Genomic DNA, 15,274 nt, shown 5'->3' on the forward strand with positions numbered 1-15,274 from the left:
ATTTTACGTTTCAGTTGTTTGGTAACATTCGTTTTGGAGGTTACCGAAGATCAGGCGGTCAATTAGGACATGGCTGGTCTAACCACTCCTGTTGTGTAAGACCGTAAATGACCCTGTCTAAATATTGGTCATGTAAACGTTCGTAATTCCGGATAATCCCTTCCTGCGTGAAGCCCAATCGTTCCGGAATCGCTCGGCTCCTGATATTGCCTACCGCTGCGCCGATCTCGACTTTACGAAGCCGCAGATCATGGAACGCATGAGCGACAAACGTTCTGCATGCAGAAGTCATTAACCCCTTCCCCTCAAATGGGGAGCCTAGCCAGTAGCCTATTTCTGTTCGACCCGCTTCCCAATCGATCCCTAGAAAACCTATGGACCCTGCAATCTGTTCCTTATACCATATCCCAGCCCAGTACCCATCGTTATTGGCGAATCTTTTTAATGACCTGCTTATAAAGGCTCTTGTGTCCTCGACTTTATGCGTAAGATCAGGAAACTGCAGCCACTGCCGTATAGATTCACGACTGCTGTCAATTAAATGATAAAGCTCGTTAGCATGCCTGTCTTCCAGAATCGAAATGTATGTATCATCATTGACTATAGCCTTGTACATCGAATGACTCCTCCTTTGTCAAACATTAACGTTCTTTAATTAAGATCTTAGTCTCTCGTATCAAAATTATGAAGGGATATGAACAGCTATACAATGAGTTTTTCTGAAGTAGGCATTGCAAATCCTTGGAGTATATTTTATTATGGATATTGCAGGTCTATAATATTACCGAACAGAAAGGAGGATCTCACTTGAACCACCCCTCTTCTCTATAGGTGCTTTGGTGTGAGGTTTACGATGGTTTCGGTCAAGCAAGAGCCTTAATGTTTTAAACATACAGGCAAACTTATTTTTTTGTTTCAATTATGGATATAACAGATCTATGGAGGTTTAAAAGATCATGAGCGATTTTTTTAATGAAGCCAGCTGGGAAAACGCGTGGAAAGAAGATCCCGACACCTATATAAACAGGTCCAAACAGGCCGGCATCGACCCTTCTCGAGACTTTGATCATAAAGCCAAGGCTTTCCATGAGCAGTCATTTAGCCCGGAGGGAAGAAAACGAACGAATCGGATCCTGAACTGGATTGAGGGACAAGGGGTATCATTTAAGAATGCCTCTGTGCTGGACATCGGCGCCGCATCGGGCGTATTTTCGGTGCCGTTTGCAGAGCGGGGAGCCCGTGTAACGGCCGTCGAGTCCTCTCCTCCACAAGTTGAATTGCTGAAGGAAAACATAGCCAAGTTAGATAAAGGCCAAATGAAGATTATCCCCGTACCGTTTGAGGAAATCGACGTTCAAGCCAATGGCTTGAGCCAGGCTTTCGATCTCGTCTTCGTTTCGATGTGCCCGGTCATTCGCGACTGGGAGAGCGTAGAGAAAGTGCTCCAATGTGCCCGTAAATTCTGCTATATCAGTCTGCCTGTTTCTTCCGCAGAACATAGTCTGGTCAACGAAATTTGGCCACTCGTCACGGGCAAACCTTACAAGTCCAAACCAGCGGAAATGGGATATTTGCTCCATCTGCTGTATCTCAAAGGCTATTCCTATGAGTCCCTGGTCACCCGGGAAACGAAAACGGTGGAGATGTCGAAGGAAGAAGCGCTGCAGGAGATGATGAGCTGGCTTCGCAGACATGGTCTTCCTGTCGATGAGCGCAACCAAACAATCGTTGCAGACTATCTGGACCAGGCATATCCGTCTGGACAAGTATCCTTCCAACAGGGCGGACGTTTTGGCAAGGTACTGATTCGACTGCAGGATCAGAACATGTATACCAGAGAGATTTGAGTAGGGAAATTAAGAATTGAAAGGAAGATAACGATGGCGATCCAGCATGCAACAGACGCGACGTTTAAAAATATGATGCAGACAGCAGGCGTAACGGTCGTGAATTTTTGGGCATCATGGTGCGGTCCTTGTAAAATATTTGCTCCCATTCTGGAGGATTTTGAAAGGGAAATAAGCGGTTCGGTTAACGTGATTAAAGTGAATGTAGACGAGAACCCGGTGACCTCTTCCCAATTTCAGATTATGAGCATACCGACCACCCTTATATTCAAAGATGGCAAGCTCGTTTACCAGGAATCGGGGATTCTGCCGAAACAGATTTTGAAGGAGCTCACGGCCTAAACAGTAATCAAGGTAGCAAAACAAAGCCGGAATTCCTTCAACGGGAATCTCCGGCTTTTGCTTATCGTTCAAACTTGTACCTGAAGGTGGCCGATCTATCGCTGATTCTGAATCCAAAGGTTTACTGCAAATGAATACCCGTGACCTTCCAGTCGCCTTTACGGACGTACACGTCAACTTTTCTGTCGTCTAGGGTTGTCACATAATAATATTGCGAATCACGATCCATCCCTTGGATGTCGGATGTTCTCTTGCATTGAATCGTCGGGCTTAGGCGTGCCATAAACTGATATGTCTGTTCATTTTGCGAAAGGGACTTGATTTGATCAACAGCGTGGTTTGCAATGATCGTGTTCAATTGCTTTTCAAGAGATACTCGGCCTCTGGTTTGGGGATTGTTGTACATCATCACAATAAAGAACAACAACAGAGCGATCCCCGTACACGCAGCAGCAAAGATGCTGTGCTTCCGATTCATGCGTATTCCCCTTTCCATGCAGTGAAGGTCATTCAGGAGCCCGGCCCTGAGCTTTGAAAGTGGTAAAGCTACTTTTCAATCTCACAGCCGTCAAAGGAGCGGCCATCCGCGATGATTTTCACCGCCTCTGTTATTGCATTCTTCTGAAAATCATTCAGTTTACTTTCATCACCATCCCAATCCTGCAGCCACCAGAAGAAGGAACATATATTTCGGTAATCCATAAACATGGGAATCCGCTGAATCCAATGAGAGTCCAACGGATGATACTTGAAGTAACCTGCAAGAAAATCATCCAAAAATCTCCGGGCAAATTCATTTTTTGATTTCCGGTCTTCTCCAGGGGACCCCCACCAAACCGCATGTGCTGCCGCAATGGCAATGTCCAGTGCATACCAGCCATAAATGCAGTCGTCAAAATCAAATACGGTAATCGTATCCCCGTCGATCATGAAATTGTAGGGATGAAAGTCATTGTGAATCAGCCCATAAGCATTTTCCTCCCGAGGGAGCGAATCGATTTGATCTTCAAGGCTTTGTAATTTATCGAGAAGCACCCTGTACTTCCCATGCTGCAAATTCGGATTGCTGAACTCGCTCTTGATCCAATGATCTCTATGCCTGCCCTTCACCACAGGTATATAGGACTTCGATTGCTTGTGCATCTTCCCCATGGTTTCTCCCCATGCATGATAGATGTCTGTCCCCCATAAGTGACGGTTGCCTTTATCGAAGAATTTTCCCGGTGCCATGCGAAAAACAGCAGCAATAAAACATTGCCCGTCTTCTTCATACAAGGCGGCCAACTGTTGATCCTTCGTTAAAATCGGCAGAGAGGCGTTTACGCCATGGTGTACCAAATCGTGAACCCATTCCAATTCGGCGTGGGTTTTTTCTGCGTAGGCGAGAGGCTTAACCGATATCCGCAGGAAATAAAATTCATTGTTTTTCGAAAACCGGTAAACCTCATTCGTTGAATGGCTAACAAACTCCAGCGTATTCACATCAAAGTCAAACGATGCGGCCGCTTTGGACAAAATATCCGCTGTGACCATTTGAAACCTCCGTGTCTTCATGTTTGCGAACCGAGGTACTGCCCGCTATGGATATCATTATTATTTCTGTAACAGGAGTCCCTGAAAATAGGGCTCACCCTCTTTTAAAGGAACGGTTTGAAAGCTGATTTCCTTAAAATATTGCCCCGTTAGCGCTCGGATGGAACGATCTGAATACGAGGCGAAAAATCGTTTTGGCTCACACCAGTCGTTTTCCCAAACCCCCTCGGAATCTGTACCTCCATATAATCCCATATAAAATAATCCATCAGGCTTCATCACTCGTTTGATTTCCGACAGCACGCCGCCTAATTCATTTTTAGGCACATGCAGCAGACAGTTTAAGGCGTAGACAGCATCAAACGAATCGTCCTCAAATGTTAGATGATAGAAATCCATTACATACGCCTGCAGCCCCCTTTCTCTGCAGTAACGCACCATTTCACTGGATAAATCAATGCTGGTTACCTTTAGACCATGATCTTTAAAGTAAAGGCTGTCTATCCCTGTTCCGGCACCGATTTCCAGAAGTTTCCTTTGACCTAAATCCTGCAGGCGGGTAAGAAACCTGTCCCTCTCGATCACCTTCCAATCCGCCGGATGCGCGTTTGCTCTTCGGTGTGAATCGATATCATACGACTTCGCCAGATTTGTTTTATCCATTTCTTTATCCCGCCTTATTCACGATTTAAACCCTGCAGCTCATCCAATACAAATCGTCCGTTCTCCCGGACCAAGACGTCATCAAACCAAAGCCGGCCCCCGCCCCACTCCCCGCACTGATTCAGCACCATATCCCAGTGGATGGAGGACAGATTGGCATGTTCTTTTCGTCAAACACTTTACTTTCTTACTCGTATCAGTTGGCGCTCTTTCCACTCAAAATTGTCCCCCAATTGGAAAGTGGACAAATCAATTATAAGATCATCTTGGTTAGGCAAGTCCCAGGATCGATCAAATCCGTAATCCGTGCATGAGTACAGCTCCAGCTCTTCACCAATCTCTAAATGACGTCCCATATACTCGAACAGCTCGGTTATGCATTTTCTACTGCATTGGTAGTATTCAGGCGAAGACAGCTTCTTCTCGTCATTCATTTCGAAAGATCCTCCATCAGGGTCTACCTGATAAATGTATGGCTGCCGGAACGGGCACGTAGCGTCTACTGATTTCATAGGACCCGCTACATACAAGCCGGCTGCATCTAATTCCGTTTCAAAGATATCCATCAGCTGATCCCCCTCCGGGTCCTTTTCCAGTAGCGCTTGCATAACAATCTGATCTTTCGCCGAAGGGTTCACTTTTTCAATATAATCCCGAATGGTCATTACCGTTTTGTTCTTACCGAAGGAGCCGGTAGGAAGCCCACGGCTTGAAGCGATATAATAGCATTGAGTCATCAGGCTTACTCCTCGAATTCATTTGGCAGGTCGTCAGTTAATCCGAAATGATGGGCAATAATATGTACGATTCTTTTGGAGGCGAGCCCGTCACCAAATGGGTTTCTCGCATTTGCCATCTGTTGATAGAGATCCGGGTCCGTTAATAGTTTATTGGCTATGTTAAAAATAGAATCCTCTTGGGTTCCGGACAGGTAAACGGCATTCGCCGCAACAGCCTCTGGCCGTTCTGTAGTATCTCGCATCAGGATCAACGGCTTATTAAAAACGGGTGTTTCTTCTTGAAGTCCGCCTGAATCACTTAATATAAGATGAGAACGGGATAACAGATTGATCATATCAGGGTATTCAATGGGATCAAGCAAATGGATCCGATCATGACCGGACAGCATAGAAAATGCGGTATCTTGGACATATGGACTCAAATGAACCGGATAAACGATATGAACATCTGGGTGTTCATCAGCCACACGGCGGATCGCCTTGAACATTTGCTGCATAGGTTCTCCATAATTTTCACGGCGGTGAGCCGTTACAGTAATCAATCTTCCTTGAAGTTGGACAAGATCGATTAATTGTTCATTATGAAATTTATAATCAGCTTTGTTGGTTTGAATTGCTGCATCGACGGCAGTTTGACCGGTAATAAAAATATGTTCGAAATCATAACCCTCTCTATTCAAATTGTTTTTGCTAACAGATGTCGGCGCAAATAGTAAATCTGTAATAACATCGACAATTCTGCGATTTACTTCTTCGGGCCAAGGCGAATATTTTTGATGAGAACGTAAGCCTGCTTCGACATGCCCAACCGGTATTTTATGAAAGAACGCTGCCAAACTGCCACACATGGCGGTTTGCGTATCGCCATGAACCAGTATCATGTCAGGCTTGTCCTCATTTATGATGTTGTCGAGGCCAACAATCGCAGCCGAAGTTAAGTAAGCCAGTGATTGATTTTCTTTCATCAAAGCCAAGTCGACATCGGGTTGAATATTAAAATGTGAAAGAGCTTGAGATAATTGTTCTCGGTGCTGGCCGGTAACAACCACCTTCGTCTCAAACCATTCATGATGATGGCGCAATTCTTGAATCACCGGGCACATTTTCGTCGCTTCAGGCCGAGTGCCGAATATAATCATTATTTTTTTCTTCATTGTCGATTCTCTCCTTTGGTAAATCCATTCTCTGCCACGATTTTATACCGTTTCCATAATATTACTTCGTTGCGAAGCACCACATCTCCTTTTGTTCAGGAATGACTCCCTTTATAACCCAAACAGGCCGCCGTTGTTCGGCAGCCTGTAGCTTGTTTCACCTGGTGTGTATTATTGTGCTTATTCGTCCAACGCCTTCAAAATTTGATTCGCATAATCATCCCACACTGCTTTGCCGGTGTTGATTTCCATTGCAGGAATGAGCGATTGTTTCATACATGTGCGCAGCCTTTCCTGATCCTCAACAAACTTGCAGCAAGCTTCGTCTGCAGACGGATGATTCGCCATGACATAGGACCGCCAGGCATCACCTCGGCTTTCAACAAATCGGGTCGGAACAGCTTCCGGAGACAAGGTCAAAAGAACGCATTTTGCATTGAGACTCAGCAATCGCTGTTCCAAAGCTTCGATTTTAGTATGATCTGCGAATGCCGCACGATGATTAAGATGAAATCTCTCCAAGATGAAAAAAATTCCGTTAGACGGTTTCGTTTGACCCAGAGATTCAATCCAACCGTGCAGCTGTTCAAGATAAGCGATATGCTGATTCAACAGCTGGATGTGTTCATTTTGATCCAAGGACCTCAGCACGCCGTGATCGGAATGCAGGATTTGCGAATAATGTTCACTTAGCGCGATCATCGTTCGCTCGGCATGCGAACTTAAACTATGTACTCTTTTTATTGCAGATAATACGGATGTTTTCCCTGTTGTGGATAAGCCTTCGAGTATGATGCCCCGAATCAAGCCGTTCACCTCTTTCGATAACCATTCGATACGGTAGGTAAGAGCCGGTCTGCCGGACCGGCCCCATGCAACCGTTTACCAGATCTCAATCATCGCGCTTCAGCTGGTGACTTCCAGCCGCCCTTTAAAAAACAATTCGGAAGGCTCGGTTGTATCCATTTCGCCGTCCAAGATTCGTTTTACATCAGCCAGTGTATCATAAAGCGTCAACCATTCACCCGGTTTCTTAGTATAGGGCTCGGATACGTAGAAAGGCTGTGCAAGATAAGCTTCGAGCCTTTCACCACGTTGGTACAGCTGTAAATCACTATCGGAAATTTTTTCCGCGCCCAGTGCGGTTACCAGCGATCTCAGTTCTCTGTAACGGCGGAGCAGTTTCCGTGCCGCTTGCTGGGTGGTCAGATGTACGGCATCCAGATGCGCTCCCTCCAGAACGGTCGAGGTCGACCCGATCGGATCAATAGCCGGATAAATGCCTCTGCTGATTAGATCGGTGTCAAATCTCCATAGGGTGTCCAAAGGTCCATACGCATTATCGTCGTCAGCCGCTTCACACTTAATATCTACAAGGGCGATCGTGATGGGCCGGGCTCCAACCTCTTTAAGACGATCTCTCAAGGATAGCAACTCGCCGGATAAAACTTTGCTCCGATCAACGCCGAGGAGTATATCTTTTTCCCCGCGCAGCTCCACAATTTGCTGATAAACGTCCTCTTTGGCCGAATGGGAAAACTCGGATTGCTCCTGAACCAGCTCGACGCCAGAAATATCCGATTGCGGGTCCCAGAACACGGTTGCGAATCCCCGTTTCTTCATGCGGAGCATCAGCTCTGCGAGCATAACGAGCTGCCCCATGTTCGGCCTTGCCACAAATCCAACCGTCCCCCCGCGAACTACCGGGGCGAGCAAATCCAACGCTTTTACACCTGTCTCGATCATACGAACACCACTCCCTCTAATAATGAGTTCATCAAGACTGCATCCCGCCAAAGAAGCAAGAGCCACCAACGTCCTTACTTCAGCGCGGCCGACGGGGATTTTCCCTGTACACAGATTGGAAACCGTCGCCGCTCTTAGACCAGCCTCCCGTGCCGCCGTCGTTAGATTGGGTACGCGTCGGCGCAGCAGCGGAACGTTAAGCTGTAACTCCTCATCCATTTTTTAGCACCTCCTTACTTTGTATAGTAATTTATTTTACTCTATAGCGCAATATATGATGAGGATAAAATTTGCGATTGTGTGTTACCTTGTATCCAAGACATATTTAAAACCTCAACAATTGAGTGAAAACCGAGGACTCTAATACAAAGTGGTAACTCACTCATCCATCCGCGGCAGCCGATCAGGACGCCAAAAAAGCCACCCTTGTTTGAAATCAGGGTGGCTTTACACATCCATATGCTTCAGTACGTGACATTAGCTTTCCTTTGGTCGATTAGCCTTCTTTTGGCCGGTGGGTTTTCGTAAATTGTTCAAAAAACGGCGTAGTATCCCGGGCGGCCATCGTCGTTTCACTGCCCGTGGTCCATCCGATTTCTGCCCTCCAGCTGCCGAGCATTCCCTGGTGCAGCAACGCCTCTTCGCTGACCTCCACGGATCGGTCCGCATAAGGCGCTACATACAAAGCATCAACTGGACAATACGCTTCGCACATAAAGCATGTCTGGCAGTCTTCCTGCCTCGCGATCACAAGCTGTCCATCCTGCATATCAAACACGTTGGTTGGACAGACCTTTACGCAGATGGAACAACCGATGCACCGCTCCCCGCTGACCAGCTCGATCATAAGACCATCCCCTCCTTCGGCGTGAGTTCGGACGCATGAGGGACTTTTTCCGCCCGGATATGAATCCTGTCGACTCCCGACACCAGAAGGCGGTGGGTCTGACGGGGATCCAGCTGGGGGTATTCCGCAAAGGCATGCAGCCCGCGGCTCTCTTTGCGCGCAAGGGCGGCCGAGTACATCCATCTCGCCGTAGCCACCATGCCTGCCGCTTCCCGGGCACGGACACGATGACGGTGATCGTCAGATACGCTGTCATGCAAAAAAGGAACAAGCCCATGCAAACGGTCGAGAGACGCCCTGATGACCGGTTCGCTGCGAAAAAAGTTAATCGACAAGGGGAGCACCTCGCGCTGAACGGCCGAGATGATTTGCGGGACGTCCATCAGCCGGTCGGCGTCGGAGTGCTGCACCAAACCGTATCGTCCTGCAGGCGTCAGATCCCGCTTACAAGCATCCTTGGATTGGGAAAATGCATACTCCGCAGCACCTTCGCCCGCCCAGTTTCCGCTGCATATCGCCCAGGAAGCGTTATACGCTCCTCCGCCTGAAATGGCGCCCGTTACTTTCTCCCGCGAGGCGGCATCGCCTGCTGCGTATAAACCCGGAACGCTCGTGCGGCAGTCGTTCCCAGTGAGCCGCAGCCCGCCCGTCCCGCGCATCGTCCCTTCGTACCGGAGCGTGAGCGGAAACTTATCCCGGAACGGATCGATGCCCGCGCGCTCAAGCGGCATAAAGAAGATCGGATGCGCGTGACGAAGAAACCGCCGCTTCTCCTCTGTGTCGGCCAAATTGATCGAGGCGTACACCGGTCCTTTCAGGAGATGCTGCTGCAGACTGCCGAAGGCGCGGTCTCCCCGGCCGATCACGCGTCCTTCTTGATCATAGAGCGTAGACCAAGCCAGCATTCTTCCCCGGGTCACACTGCCAAAGGCGGCGCTCGGCGCATATTGGCTGCTGAATTCCATCCCGGAAAGCTCGGCTCCCGTTTCGGCGGCCATAAGCAATCCCTCGCCGGTAAGTACGTTGCAGCCCAATCCATTGCTCAGAAACGCGCAGCCGCCGGTAGCCAGAACGACCGCATTGGAGCGTACTTCCCATTCTTGGCCCGTCAGCCGGTTCACGCCTCTTGCTCCCCCGACGCCATTCGCATCGTGCAGCAGCTCCAGCGCAGGGGACTGATCCAATATACGCACACCGGCCTGCCGGACCGCCCGGCGCATCAGCTTCATATATTCGGGGCCGTGCAAATGCGTGCGGAGCGGATTCCCGTTATGATCTTTCGGAAAGGGATATCCCCATTCTCCGACTTTCTCCAAATAGGTCTCCACCTCATCCAGAACCCGGTGAATCCAGGCATTCTCCGACAGGTAGCCGCCTGCCTTGAGCCTGCTCTGCACGGCATCTTCCCGCAGCTCGGCAACGGGAGGAATCACCAGCAGGGTTGTTCCTCCAGGTGCCGTCGCACCGCTGCTGCCCAAGAAGCCTTTATCCGCAAGCACAACCCTCGCTCCCTTGGACGCGGCTCTCCATGCCGCCCAAGCGCCAGCTGGCCCGCCACCAAGAACCAGTACATCCGTGGTTAATTGAATATCCATTTTGGGTGCCATCCGCTGCAATCCCCCTTGTCGTCCTGAACGTGGTTATTTCAGCACCCAGTCGTTTAGATCAAAATCTTTTTTCGCAAGCTTCTCTTGAACCAGAAAATCTTTCGTTCCTTCGATCAGCTTTAAGCCGTCATCGGTAAACGGTGTATCCTTGATCTCGCTGATCGGGCTGATCTTCTTGATAACTTCCGGAGTCGTTCCCTGCGCATCCGCGACAAATTGGTAGTACTCGTCTTCGTGCTGCTTTAAGTCATCCAGCGCCTTTTTGCGCGCTTCGTTCCATATTTTCGGAAAGTCGGGGAATTTGGCCAGAAAAGCGTCCGACACGACGGTAGCACTCGTACCGATCAGATCGGGATGTTTGGTGGCATCGTCAAGCAGCGGATAACCTTCGTCAATCTGCTTCATCGCCTGCACGCCGTTGTTGGTCAACGCGTCGACATCCCCCCTTGCCAAAGCAGCCTGCGCATCGGGAATCAGCATGTGAACCAGCTTATAATCCTTTACGCCCTCCTGCTTGAGCAAGCCGACGACATAGCGGTGCATAAAAGATCCCTTTTGAATGGCAATCGTTTTGCCTTCCAAATCTTTGATGGACTTAGCTCCGCCTTTTTTGGCAAACAAGTAGCCGATGGAATAGGTCGCTGGCTGGGAAATCAAACGTGTTTTCGCACCGGAGGCGTAAGCGATGATCGCCGGTGTATCGCCAAGGCTGCCCGCGTCCAGCCGGCCGCTGACTAATGATTCCGTTTGGTCGGGTCCGTTAGGGAAGCCGGTCAGGTTCACCTGCGTAATCCCATGCTTCTTCAGCTCCTCCTGAATAATCCCTTTATGGAATCCCCAGCCTTCAGCTCCGCTTGACGGCACATTTAATTTATTGATCCCGATGTAGCCATAATTGAGCACCGTCGGCTTATCTGCGGCAGCTTCGGCAGCATCCCCGGTGCGCTTGGACGGCGAGCAGCCCTGAACCACGATGACGGCTAGCAGACCTGCAAGAATGACAGCTGACTTCCAAAAGCGGCCGTGTTTGGTGTTTTTATGATGCGTTGTCTTCATGATTGGCTCCCCCACTTCAGTCGATAATTAAAATCCGCTCCGCTTCGACAGCTGATACATATATTCGTGACTGGCGACAGGCTTGCGGCCTTTCCCCCAGCCAACCTTCTCCCGGTATCCTCCCATTAGGCCTTGTTCTGACAGCTCGCTTTCCGTGACACCGATGACCGACTCGGATTCCGGGGCGACATACAAGGCGTCGACAGGGCAGTACAGCTCGCACATAAAACAGGTCTGGCAATCGCTTTGCCGGGCGATCACGGGAATCCCGTCAGCAACGCGATCGAATACGTTGGTAGGACATACAGACACGCATTGATTGCAGGCAATGCATTTGCTTTCACTGATAACTTCAATCAATGGACGACGACCTCCTTACGGACTTGTTCCGGACGAACCCACAATTGGTCCAATCCGCCAGTGATCAGGCGGTAGTGCTGATTGTCGTCCATCCCGGCAAAATCGCTGCGCTTATGCATGCCCCTGGATTCTGTCCGGGCCAAGGCGGATGTGTACATCCAACGGGCCGTTGCCGTCATGGCGGCCGCTTCCCTTGCTTTGACGCCATCCACCGTGTGCTCAATAGCCTGTTCCCGCTGCTCGTTCCATAAGCCGTTCAGCCTGTTCAAAGACTGGGTCATCACCTCACCGGTCCGGAACAGGTTGCGGTCATAAGGTTTGACCTCATCCTGAACGGCCTGCACCCATTCCGCTGCCCGGCTTGGTTTAACGCTGCCTTTGCCTTCCTCCACGATCGGCTGGGTGGACTTTCGCTCTAAATTGCGGCTTCCATCCTGGGCACCCAGCTTCTTGACGTAGGCCGCCGCACCTTCTCCGGCGAAGGAGCCGGAGGACATAGCCCAAGCTGCATTGTGGCTCCCTCCCCCGGTAAACCCGCCGCAAATCAGCTCCCGGGTAGCGGCATCGCCTGCAGCATAGAGCCCTGGCACATCGGTTGCGCAGAGCTCATCCGCCAGCCGGATGCCGCCGGTCCCACGGACCGTCCCTTCCAGGCGAAGCGTAACCGGGAACGGGTCCGTAAACGGATCGATGCCGCGGCGGTCGAACGGCAAGAAGAAGTTGGTCTGGCCCACCCGGAGCAGCGGCTTCAAGTGCTCTGGCGCCTGATCCAGGACGGCAAAGACCTGCCGGCCTTCCAAAAGATTACGAGCAATCACGGAACGCCCCCGCTTGGAACCGGCTCCTTCAACAATCGTGCCGTCTTCATAATAGAAGCTGGCATAGCTGTAATAAGCCGTCTTCGTCACGGACGAGAACGTCGGGCAAATCGCGTAAGCGTTGGAAAATTCCATGCCGGACAGATTTGCCCCGGCCTCAGCGGCCATTAGATATCCGTCGCCTGTGAGGACGTTGCAGCCGAGCGCTTTGCTGAGAAAGGCGCAGCCGCCTGTGGCGATCACAACCGCTCCGGCCTCCACCGTCCACGGGATACCCGTCTGCGTATTGACTCCTGCAGCACCTCCCACGCCATGCTCGTCGGCCAGCAGCTCCAGCGCCGGGCTGTGGTCCAGAATCGTCACGCCCGCCTTCCTGACGACCTTGCGCATGAGGCGCATATATTCAGGCCCCTGCAGGCTGCGCCGGTGCTGATTTCCCTCGTCATCCAGCGGGAACGGGTACCCCCAGCCTGCCAACTGGTTCATATTGGCATAGGTGCGGTCGAGCACCCGGTTCATCCAGCGGTGTTCCGCCAGTCTTCCGCCCATGTCATAGCGGCTGGCTTTGGCTTCTTCCCTCAGCCGTTCATCCGGCTTCACATACCACACTCCCGTGCCTGAAGGCGCCGTTGCCCCGCTGGATCCGCAATACCCTTTATCGGCAAGCACCACTCTGGCTCCCTTGGCGGCTGCCGTTACGGCGGCCCAAGTACCCGCCGGTCCCCCGCCGATCACCAATACGTCCGTTTTCAAATGCTGCGCCTGTTCCTGAATTGCCATTTGCCACGCCTCCTATTTTTCGGAATTGGATTTAACCACGATAGGAATCACGCCAATGAAGCCACCTGCGCTCCAGCAGGCGAACCAGCGAATCGATCAGCTTGCCTACAACCGCGAAGATCAGAATGCCGACAAAAATAACCGGGGTATCCGAGTTTTGCTTGGCTTCATTGATCATAAATCCGATCCCGGCCGTAGAACCTACGAGTTCCGCAACGACAAGGCTGATCCACGATACAGCCAGTGACAATCTGACGCCAAGCAGGATGCTCGGCAGCGCCCCGGGAACAATCAGCCGCGTGAACCGTTGATACGGCTTGAATTCGAGCACCCTGCCCACTTCGAACCATTTACCGTCCACTTGGCGAATCCCAGCGTATGTATTGATATACATGGGAAAAAAAGAACCGGAAATGATGATGGCAATCTTGGAGGTTTCGCCAAAGCCAAACCACAATATGATCAAGGGTGCGATGGCCAAATGTGGAACCAGCCGCAGCACCTGGATGCTGGGATCGAGCAGATACTCCGCCTTGCGGAACATACCGGTAAAACATCCGAACACCAGTCCAAGCAGGCCTCCGATCGCAAATCCGAGGAGCGTACGCTGTATACTCACTCCAATCTGGTAGGCAAGATCACCCGAGGCAATGAGATGAATCAACGATTTCAGAATGACCCACGGCGTCGGCATGAATTCGGGCGATATCCAGCCTGCGCCGCCTGCCCATTGCCACAACACCACCACCACAACCGGTATAATAGCTGCCCATAACAGATCGGCCCACCATCTCTTGGAGCTCCTCGGCTGCCTGTTCATTTGTACGATATCCGCTGTAACCTTAACTGCATCCTCCCCACCCGCGGGATTTGAGTGTGGAGGTGAATGGATACCAAGATCTTGTTTAACCGTTGTTTGGGGAATCGGCATTTCGCTTTGCAGGCTCATTTGAATACCTCCTTACCTGGAATAGCTTTCCTTCCACCTTAACAACCTGCGCTCCCCCAGCCGAACGATATAATCCGTAATGAGTCCCGCGGCCGCAAACACGATAATGCCTACGAAAACGACCGGCGTATCGGCAAACTGGCGGGCATCGGACATCATATAACCGACCCCGGATGTCGAAGCAATTAATTCGGCTACCACCAGTCCCAGCCACGATAACCCGATCGATAACCGGGTTCCCAGGAGGATGTTAGGAAGCGCTGCCGGGATCACCAGCCTTCTGATCTGCTGGATGCGGCTGTACCCGAGCACACGGGTCACTTCGAACCATTTGTTATCCACATTACGGATACCGAGATAAGTATTGATATAGAGTGGGAAGAAGGCCCCTTTGGCGATCAACAGAATTTTGGATTCCTCGCCAATTCCGAACCAAAGAATAAACAGCGGCACGACAGCAAGGCTCGGAATCATGCGGATCATTTGAAGCGTAGGATCAAACATCTTTTCGACTTTCGCAAACAGACCGACCAGTATTCCGAACAAGAGTCCCAAGCTCCCCCCGAGCGCAAATCCTGCAAGTGCCCGTACGGCGCTGATCCGGAAATGATCCCATAAATCACCGGATTGAGCGAGACCGGCAAAGGCCTTCAGAATCACGAGAGGCGTCGGGAACAACAAATCGGATATATACCCCAGCTGTCCGAAGATCTGCCACAAAACAAGGACGGCTCCCGGCAGAATCAGTCCCAGCCCGAGAAGCTTCCACCTTCCGAGGCCCGCTCTAAGGGATGGCCCTGCTGCTGAAATTTCGTGACTCATACAATCACCT

The 15,274-nt window shown here is 50.7% G+C and carries 17 protein-coding genes and 1 pseudogene; 2 read left to right on the forward strand and 16 right to left on the reverse strand.

The features are described from left to right. Positions 1-58: 58 nt before the first annotated feature. The gene (locus K2F33_RS24820) at positions 59-616 is read right to left on the reverse strand and encodes a GNAT family N-acetyltransferase (protein WP_263879259.1); all 558 of its coding nucleotides are present in this window, start codon (positions 614-616) and stop codon (positions 59-61) included. A gap of 340 nt (positions 617-956) precedes the next feature. Between K2F33_RS24820 and K2F33_RS24825 the strand changes: the two genes are divergently transcribed. After that, a complete protein-coding gene (locus tag K2F33_RS24825) occupies positions 957-1,847 on the forward strand; it encodes a class I SAM-dependent methyltransferase (RefSeq protein ID WP_263879261.1) in 891 nt (296 codons plus the stop codon). Between the two features lie 33 nt (positions 1,848-1,880). Next, the gene (gene trxA / locus K2F33_RS24830) at positions 1,881-2,189 is read left to right on the forward strand and encodes a thioredoxin (RefSeq protein WP_263879263.1); all 309 of its coding nucleotides are present in this window, start codon (positions 1,881-1,883) and stop codon (positions 2,187-2,189) included. A gap of 121 nt (positions 2,190-2,310) precedes the next feature. Here trxA and K2F33_RS24835 read toward each other — a convergent pair whose 3' ends face one another. The 15 genes and pseudogenes from K2F33_RS24835 to K2F33_RS24905 form a co-directional block, all read right to left on the reverse strand. Next, positions 2,311-2,667, reverse strand: coding sequence for a hypothetical protein (locus K2F33_RS24835; protein ID WP_263879265.1), 357 nt, complete (start codon positions 2,665-2,667; stop codon positions 2,311-2,313). Positions 2,668-2,735: 68 nt separating this feature from the next. Further along, positions 2,736-3,722 (reverse strand): phosphotransferase enzyme family protein, encoded by a 987-nt coding sequence (locus K2F33_RS24840; protein WP_263879266.1) that lies wholly within the window; start codon positions 3,720-3,722, stop codon positions 2,736-2,738. Positions 3,723-3,782: 60 nt separating this feature from the next. After that, entirely contained in the window at positions 3,783-4,385 is a 603-nt protein-coding gene (locus tag K2F33_RS24845; RefSeq protein ID WP_263879267.1) for a class I SAM-dependent methyltransferase, read from the reverse strand. A gap of 14 nt (positions 4,386-4,399) precedes the next feature. Beyond that, positions 4,400-4,549 (reverse strand): annotated as a pseudogene (locus K2F33_RS24850) (aminopeptidase); the annotation flags it as partial. 15 nt (positions 4,550-4,564) lie between these two features. Beyond that, on the reverse strand, positions 4,565-5,122 hold the full coding sequence (locus K2F33_RS24855; RefSeq protein WP_263879268.1) for a hypothetical protein: 558 nt from the start codon (positions 5,120-5,122) through the stop codon (positions 4,565-4,567). A gap of 5 nt (positions 5,123-5,127) precedes the next feature. Beyond that, complete coding sequence (gene wecB / locus K2F33_RS24860) at positions 5,128-6,279, reverse strand: non-hydrolyzing UDP-N-acetylglucosamine 2-epimerase (RefSeq protein WP_263879269.1); 1,152 nt, start codon at positions 6,277-6,279, stop codon at positions 5,128-5,130. Positions 6,280-6,459: 180 nt separating this feature from the next. Next, a complete protein-coding gene (locus K2F33_RS24865; protein ID WP_212983647.1) occupies positions 6,460-7,086 on the reverse strand; it encodes a hypothetical protein in 627 nt (208 codons plus the stop codon). A gap of 99 nt (positions 7,087-7,185) precedes the next feature. After that, the gene (locus K2F33_RS24870) at positions 7,186-8,244 is read right to left on the reverse strand and encodes an ATP synthase beta subunit C-terminal domain-containing protein (RefSeq protein WP_263879270.1); all 1,059 of its coding nucleotides are present in this window, start codon (positions 8,242-8,244) and stop codon (positions 7,186-7,188) included. Between the two features lie 277 nt (positions 8,245-8,521). Then, the gene (locus K2F33_RS24875) at positions 8,522-8,872 is read right to left on the reverse strand and encodes a 4Fe-4S binding protein (protein WP_089547131.1); all 351 of its coding nucleotides are present in this window, start codon (positions 8,870-8,872) and stop codon (positions 8,522-8,524) included. Continuing rightward, positions 8,869-10,479 carry an FAD-binding protein gene (locus tag K2F33_RS24880; protein ID WP_263879273.1) on the reverse strand — a complete coding sequence of 537 codons (1,611 nt, stop codon included), beginning with the start codon at positions 10,477-10,479 and terminating at the stop codon, positions 8,869-8,871. The genes K2F33_RS24875 and K2F33_RS24880 overlap by 4 nt, the downstream gene beginning before the upstream one ends. 33 nt (positions 10,480-10,512) lie before the next feature. Next, entirely contained in the window at positions 10,513-11,535 is a 1,023-nt protein-coding gene (locus K2F33_RS24885; protein ID WP_089547129.1) for an ABC transporter substrate-binding protein, read from the reverse strand. Positions 11,536-11,562: 27 nt separating this feature from the next. Further along, a complete protein-coding gene (locus K2F33_RS24890; RefSeq protein ID WP_076166160.1) occupies positions 11,563-11,895 on the reverse strand; it encodes a 4Fe-4S dicluster domain-containing protein in 333 nt (110 codons plus the stop codon). Beyond that, complete coding sequence (locus tag K2F33_RS24895) at positions 11,892-13,493, reverse strand: FAD-dependent oxidoreductase (RefSeq protein ID WP_263879278.1); 1,602 nt, start codon at positions 13,491-13,493, stop codon at positions 11,892-11,894. The genes K2F33_RS24890 and K2F33_RS24895 overlap by 4 nt, the downstream gene beginning before the upstream one ends. A gap of 31 nt (positions 13,494-13,524) precedes the next feature. Further along, positions 13,525-14,442, reverse strand: a complete 918-nt coding sequence (locus tag K2F33_RS24900; protein WP_263879280.1) for an ABC transporter permease — start codon at positions 14,440-14,442, stop codon at positions 13,525-13,527. A gap of 12 nt (positions 14,443-14,454) precedes the next feature. Continuing rightward, on the reverse strand, positions 14,455-15,264 hold the full coding sequence (locus K2F33_RS24905) for an ABC transporter permease (RefSeq protein ID WP_076166169.1): 810 nt from the start codon (positions 15,262-15,264) through the stop codon (positions 14,455-14,457). Positions 15,265-15,274: the final 10 nt, after the last annotated feature.

The sequence above is a fragment of the Paenibacillus sp. PSB04 genome, assembly GCF_025809195.1.
Classification (GTDB): domain Bacteria; phylum Bacillota; class Bacilli; order Paenibacillales; family Paenibacillaceae; genus Paenibacillus_AQ; species Paenibacillus_AQ favisporus.

Excerpts from the sequence above, each read along its gene's own strand:
- K2F33_RS24820 (WP_263879259.1), bottom strand. The coding sequence starts at position 616 with ATGTACAAGGCTATAGTCAATGATGATACATACATTTCGATTCTGGAA.
- K2F33_RS24825 (WP_263879261.1), top strand. The coding sequence starts at position 957 with ATGAGCGATTTTTTTAATGAAGCCAGCTGGGAAAACGCGTGGAAAGAA.
- trxA (WP_263879263.1), top strand. The coding sequence starts at position 1,881 with ATGGCGATCCAGCATGCAACAGACGCGACGTTTAAAAATATGATGCAG.
- K2F33_RS24835 (WP_263879265.1), bottom strand. The coding sequence starts at position 2,667 with ATGAATCGGAAGCACAGCATCTTTGCTGCTGCGTGTACGGGGATCGCT.
- K2F33_RS24840 (WP_263879266.1), bottom strand. The coding sequence starts at position 3,722 with ATGGTCACAGCGGATATTTTGTCCAAAGCGGCCGCATCGTTTGACTTT.
- K2F33_RS24845 (WP_263879267.1), bottom strand. The coding sequence starts at position 4,385 with ATGGATAAAACAAATCTGGCGAAGTCGTATGATATCGATTCACACCGA.
- K2F33_RS24855 (WP_263879268.1), bottom strand. The coding sequence starts at position 5,122 with ATGACTCAATGCTATTATATCGCTTCAAGCCGTGGGCTTCCTACCGGC.
- wecB (WP_263879269.1), bottom strand. The coding sequence starts at position 6,279 with ATGAAGAAAAAAATAATGATTATATTCGGCACTCGGCCTGAAGCGACG.
- K2F33_RS24870 (WP_263879270.1), bottom strand. The coding sequence starts at position 8,244 with ATGGATGAGGAGTTACAGCTTAACGTTCCGCTGCTGCGCCGACGCGTA.
- K2F33_RS24875 (WP_089547131.1), bottom strand. The coding sequence starts at position 8,872 with ATGATCGAGCTGGTCAGCGGGGAGCGGTGCATCGGTTGTTCCATCTGC.
- K2F33_RS24880 (WP_263879273.1), bottom strand. The coding sequence starts at position 10,479 with ATGGCACCCAAAATGGATATTCAATTAACCACGGATGTACTGGTTCTT.
- K2F33_RS24885 (WP_089547129.1), bottom strand. The coding sequence starts at position 11,535 with ATGAAGACAACGCATCATAAAAACACCAAACACGGCCGCTTTTGGAAG.
- K2F33_RS24895 (WP_263879278.1), bottom strand. The coding sequence starts at position 13,493 with ATGGCAATTCAGGAACAGGCGCAGCATTTGAAAACGGACGTATTGGTG.
- K2F33_RS24900 (WP_263879280.1), bottom strand. The coding sequence starts at position 14,442 with ATGAGCCTGCAAAGCGAAATGCCGATTCCCCAAACAACGGTTAAACAA.
- K2F33_RS24905 (WP_076166169.1), bottom strand. The coding sequence starts at position 15,264 with ATGAGTCACGAAATTTCAGCAGCAGGGCCATCCCTTAGAGCGGGCCTC.